The organism is Pedobacter sp. (genome assembly GCF_041662865.1).
Lineage (GTDB): Bacteria > Bacteroidota > Bacteroidia > Sphingobacteriales > Sphingobacteriaceae > Pedobacter.
Map to the genome: position 1 here is coordinate 1 of NZ_JBAZRL010000090.1, position 5,308 is coordinate 5,308.

Here is a 5,308-nt window from a genome sequence, read left to right on the forward strand (position 1 = left end):
GCGGAAGTATACCCGGGTGGCGAAATTGGTAGACGCGCCAGCTTGAGGGGCTGGTGCTGGCAACGGCGTGGCAGTTCGAATCTGCTCTCGGGTACTTCACCGGACTTTGAACTCTTCAAAGTCCGGTTTTTTATGTCAAAATCATTGTTTTTAGCTATCTCAACCTTGTTCAAAGTATTCCTGCTAGTGGTCCAGTCTGGTAAGGAGGGAACAGCAGATTAGTTTAGAACTATTTTTCATATGTTAAAATAGTTAATCATGACCTCTAATTCATGTTAGTATAGAAAAATGAAATAATACTTATTATTTTCATTTTTTATCAATTTAGTGGAGGTTAATGTTGTTCGTAATTTTCTTTCCTACTTCCCATTCAAAATCTAAATCAATTAGGCCGTGTAAAATATTGTCTATTTTAAATTCGGGATAACGTTGGTATTTTCCTTCGGCATAAACGCTATTGGTTAGGCTTATCTCTTGTAAGTTTAAAGGCAACCTATCGAATGTTAAAACATGGTAATAATATTGCCTAACATTAATGGTTAAACAATAAGTTTTATTCGCTTTTACCGGAATTTGAAAATAGCCAAAGTTATATTTATTCGGATTACCATTGTTATAGGTGTAAGTATTGAGCAGTCTTTTCTCATCAGCATCCCAAAGGGATATTCGTAAATTACCGGTTTGAGGGTTTTTAATGCGGATACCTCTAATACGTCCATTTTTGTGTGGTTTAAATTCGATACCTAATTCAAAATTTGGTTCGCCATCTTCAACCATTCTATATTCGGTAGGGTATTGATTAAATGATTTAGCAAAAATCCCTTCTTCTCCATTATAGCTGATGCCATTTTTTAGAACAGTACAACCAGAAAGTAGGTAAGCGATTATTAATGTTAGGTACGCCTTTTTCATGACTTTATGCTTAAAACTAGGTCAAATATTATGGCTCCAGAGTAAGCATTATCTCAGCAGAAGAATTATTGGTTTTTGATAGCTCATTCTGACTGCTAACACCTGTAGGAACAATAACTAACCTCAATTTTATCTCTTTGCCATAGGCATTTTCAGGCGTGTTTCTAAATATAAATATCTGCTTTACCAATTCATCTTTTCCCATTGCTATGGCTGATATTGGCACTTGCTCAGATTGTCTGTGTATCATGGTTTCACGAATATCATTACCTACTCTTTGAGTGCCCATAAAGCTATATTCTGCATATACCATGCTTGGTTTGGCGTTTAACATTCCTATGTCTTTTACAATAAAATTGATGCCCATTTTTATGCTAGTTTTTGTGCCTTGAACTTTTTCTACGCCTGAACCACCAGTTACCACTACAGGTACAAGATCAAAAGTTAAATCTGGTAAAGCTCTAGAAGCTGGGACATTCGGATTAACAACTACATCAGTTTTTTTGCCTTTTTGCGCATTGGCACTGTATAACCCACTTATCAAAAGCATAGTTATCATTAATAATTTTTTCATCATTTTTTATCTAATAATTTGAAATGTTTTCGAGCGACTATCACCTTTAAAATAATGAACTGGATTACTTACCTGATCTACTAAAACTCTAGTTTCGCCAGCCATGGTTAAGGTAATTTTAAGCTTGTCCAAATACCAATTATCAGCTCCAGTGCCTCCACCACCGGTGTGCCTTAGTACAACATCTTCAATATCATCAAAAGTAAATGGTAGTCCAGAAATAGGTCTGGTTACGGTATGTTCGGTAAAATTGCCCCAGCTTTGGCGGTTGTTGATGTTGTTTAAAGAAATGTTTCTCACTGGTCTAATTTTCAACCTGATTAATACATTAAGATTGTCATTTCCGCCGCGTAAATCATCTCCGCCAGTTAGCGTTTCTATTTTAATTATTGGATTAACTACTGTTGTAGCTCTCGCTGGTGGGGGTGCTACGGTTGGTACCTGAGACAGAGCTAAATTAACTTCAGTGCCCCATCCATACACACTATTCTTATCACCAGTTTCATTTTCATCCCTGCTAGGGATTGCCTTAAATCTAAATACTTTAGTATGAGGCCTGGCAGAGGTGTAATTTGCAAGAGTTGTTCGTTTATTACCCAAATTAGCTACTACAGTTACATTTGAAACTGTCCAATTATCAGAAGATATCATTGCATCATTATTCCATCGTTTTATTTTCCGTTTAATTGTAATGCTCTTTAAATCTTCGACAGTAACTGCTGCAGGCATTGGAATTGAAATTCTATGCAACGAATTGTTAACCCAAGTTTGGCCGCTATTGATGTTGCTAGCTACTATACTTTGCTGTCCATTTATTTCAATAATTATTTCTGGATTTTCTTGATGATCTCTTTGTTCTAAATTATCTCCTCCAGTTCTTATATCGATATCTAATTTGTTGTTGTTTGGCGGTGTAACCACAACTGAGGAACTACTTTGCGAACGATCAGCAACAACAGGTGTAGATGTAGTAGTTCTACTTATTGTACCAATGGGAATTGGTATAAAATTCCAAATTACATTAGTAAAAACGTTATAATTGGCTGGGTTGCGGTCGGGAGTTTTATATTCTAAACCAATTATAGTTCCTCCACTATTTATATCTCGCAGTTCAGTTGCAATAAAAAGTTCCATTATTCCTGTAGTTCTTCTTGGGTGTATGCTGTAAATACCATCCTTATCGCTATTAATTAAGAATTGTTGGAAACGTCTATTCAGGCTACTGGTTTTTGCCGTTTGTAATGTTAATCCTGGGATAACATTACCATATTCATCTTCGCTAAAGGTTAAAAATTTACCTGATTGCGTATTTTTTATAGTATATATTTTTGGAGAACCTGCAACCATTGTAAGATCAAAAAATTGACTGGGGCAATTAAAATCGGCACAGCCATTAGCTAACATTAAGGTTAAACTAGGATTATATTGAATGTTTTTACCATTGTGCATGAGCTTAATAAAATACCGCCCAGATCTTAGCTGTGCAAAGCCGATAATTGGCGTGATTAAAAGAAGAAACAATAATTTTTTCATAGTATTTAGTTTTAGTATTATTTAATTTTGATGAACTCAACCCTGCGGTTGTTGGCTTTATTAATCTCACTGTTATTTGGCATTGCAGGTGCGCTTTCGCCTTTGCCATCGGTTTGCATTCTGACGGCTTCGATATCAAATTCAGTGTTTAACATTTTCTTTAAAGCTTCGGCACGTTGTTTAGATAGTTTGAGGTTAGTTTTTTCTTCGCCATCGCTATCTGTATGGCCAATTATTTTAATTTTAACTGACGGATTTTCTTGTAAAATCAAAGCGATAGATTTAATTAAACCATAAGATTCGAGCTTGATAGTTGCCGAGTTCACATCAAATAAAATACCTGATGAAACAAACTTGCCTTCGTTAATGAGTTTATGACGCGTATCTGGATCGCCAACGGCCAACCTTAAATTATTGATGTAATATTTGTCTTCTTCTTTTTTAAAGTTTCCAGTTTGAAAGACAATGCTGTTGTACTTTTTACCATCAACAAAAGCATTGGGTAAATCCCATACTTTTTCTTGATTGAGGTAAATACGTAAACGATTTTTTTGTCGCCAAACACTCACATGTACCGATGCTTTTACATCGCTGATGAATTCATTTTGCATGGCTTTATTCTTATCGCCATAATTGCCATTGCTGTAAATTTGATAGTTGGTTGTGCCTTTGCTGTTTGAAGTGGATACCGATTTTGGGTGGATGCCTACTTCAATACCGTTTCTGCCCAACCTGTTAAACTGTTTCCATTTCACGTAATCGGTACTTGGTTTAGCCAATTCTGCAATAGAAAAACTTAAGGGATTGCTGTAAAAGTTGAAGTTTGCACTACAGGTTACATCAAATTCAAAAGTGAAATTATCGGGTAAATTATTAATGAACTGCGGTAAGAATACACCGTTTTTGCCAATATTAAGCCATTTTTCGCCATTAAGTTCTACAATTTCTCCTCCGCTATTTGTGCTCCATTTGGCCGGGAAATCTCCTAAGTTATCTTGTTCGAAATTCTCAAGAACCAAAATTTTATCGCCCTGCACAAAATCAAATTTTCTTAAAATGTCTGAGTTTTGTTGTGGTGTTTCGCCTACAGGTTCGCTTTGTGCAGTTTCAGCTGCTTGGTTTCTTACAGTATCTGCCTTGGTTGCGGTTTTGTTCTTTTTGCCTTTAAACAAACCACCAATTCCTTTTTCGAGCTGATCAATACCTGCATTAACGCCTTTATTTAAGGTTTCATTTACCCGCCCTTCGGCATTACGTTTAATTTCTTTGGTATTTATTTGCGCTTTACAAATGCCACAAATAAACAGCAATATTAAAAATAGTTGAGCTTTCATGATTAATAAAATTTTGATGTAGACTATTGTACGTTAATAAAAAGGGTGCATGGAGGGCATTTTTTATCACCGCAAAGCGGATTAATTACCAGTTTATATTTGCCTGCAGTGGGAAATGGAGAATTTACGCCATCCATTTTAAAATTGGGGAAGTTTTGAACTCTGCCTGTGCCCAAATTGATTAGTTTTGCATTTAAAACAGCATTGCAATTGCCCTCACATTTGTAGCCACCTTTAAGTGCAAAAGGCTGTCCTACTTTTAAATCTATAGTAGCATTACAAGCAATTTGTTTCGAAATATTATCTACGGATGCATAAATTTGATCCCAACCTGCTTTGTTACATTTACAATCAGCAACATCTTCGCAACTTACACCAAAGTAAAATTTAACACTTGGGCATTTTTTACCACCGCAAATAGGAAAAATCTCTAAAACATAATTTCCTCCGTTTTCAAATTCATGTTCAAGCGGGAAGGTGAAATTTGCATAATTTTTAATGATTACACCTGCATCATTTTTTAGCGTAGCACGGAGTTTAACCTCACAAATTTGCGTGCTGTAATTACATTTATAACCACCGTTTAAAGTAAATGGAGTTTTGCATTTTACGCTAAACTGATGCCCATCCCTAACGGTTTGGCTAGTTTTGGCATAGCTGAAAACAAATGGATTAAAACCATTTGGATTGCAGTCGCAATTTTGTGCATTAGCGATATAGCTAGTGGAAGCAAATAATATTAACGAGATGATTAACTTTTTCATGACATATGGTTTAGGTTATAAAAGAATTTTTTTAATTACATAGAGCGGGTAATTGCGTCATTGATATTTTATGTTCTACATTTCTTTAAAATCTTTAAATCCAGCACCATTAAAGCAGAAATCTACTTTTTCTATTTTCTCGATGCTCATAAAAATTGAGCCATGTTCTCTTGATAAGCCCAGGTAGGTAC

Annotated in this window: 5 protein-coding genes and 1 tRNA gene; 1 reads left to right on the plus strand and 5 read right to left on the minus strand. The window is 35.5% G+C overall.

What is annotated here, in order from left to right; genetic code table 11:
* Nucleotides 1-10: 10 nt before the first annotated feature.
* A tRNA-Leu gene (locus tag WC622_RS16260) sits at nt 11-94 on the plus strand.
* A gap of 230 nt (nt 95-324) precedes the next feature.
* Here WC622_RS16260 and WC622_RS16265 read toward each other — a convergent pair.
* Genes WC622_RS16265 through WC622_RS16285 form a run of 5 tightly spaced genes read right to left on the minus strand, consistent with a single transcriptional unit; the run spans nt 325 to nt 5,117 of the window.
* Nucleotides 325-912 carry a DUF4082 domain-containing protein gene (locus tag WC622_RS16265; RefSeq protein ID WP_372820746.1) on the minus strand — a complete coding sequence of 196 codons (588 nt, stop codon included), beginning with the start codon at nt 910-912 and terminating at the stop codon, nt 325-327.
* A 28-nt stretch (nt 913-940) separates the two neighbouring features.
* Nucleotides 941-1,489 (minus strand): hypothetical protein, encoded by a 549-nt coding sequence (locus tag WC622_RS16270; RefSeq protein ID WP_372820747.1) that lies wholly within the window; start codon nt 1,487-1,489, stop codon nt 941-943.
* 3 nt (nt 1,490-1,492) lie between these two features.
* Nucleotides 1,493-3,019: a hypothetical protein gene (locus WC622_RS16275; RefSeq protein WP_372820748.1), complete on the minus strand. Its 1,527-nt coding sequence runs from the start codon at nt 3,017-3,019 to the stop codon at nt 1,493-1,495.
* A gap of 17 nt (nt 3,020-3,036) precedes the next feature.
* On the minus strand, nt 3,037-4,353 hold the full coding sequence (locus tag WC622_RS16280; protein WP_372820749.1) for an OmpA family protein: 1,317 nt from the start codon (nt 4,351-4,353) through the stop codon (nt 3,037-3,039).
* 23 nt (nt 4,354-4,376) lie between these two features.
* Nucleotides 4,377-5,117, minus strand: a complete 741-nt coding sequence (locus tag WC622_RS16285) for a hypothetical protein (protein ID WP_372820750.1) — start codon at nt 5,115-5,117, stop codon at nt 4,377-4,379.
* Nucleotides 5,118-5,308: the final 191 nt, after the last annotated feature.

Coding starts and splice junctions, on each gene's coding strand:
- WC622_RS16265 (WP_372820746.1), bottom strand. CDS start 912: ATGAAAAAGGCGTACCTAACATTAATAATCGCTTACCTACTTTCTGGT.
- WC622_RS16270 (WP_372820747.1), bottom strand. CDS start 1,489: ATGATGAAAAAATTATTAATGATAACTATGCTTTTGATAAGTGGGTTA.
- WC622_RS16275 (WP_372820748.1), bottom strand. CDS start 3,019: ATGAAAAAATTATTGTTTCTTCTTTTAATCACGCCAATTATCGGCTTT.
- WC622_RS16280 (WP_372820749.1), bottom strand. CDS start 4,353: ATGAAAGCTCAACTATTTTTAATATTGCTGTTTATTTGTGGCATTTGT.
- WC622_RS16285 (WP_372820750.1), bottom strand. CDS start 5,117: ATGAAAAAGTTAATCATCTCGTTAATATTATTTGCTTCCACTAGCTAT.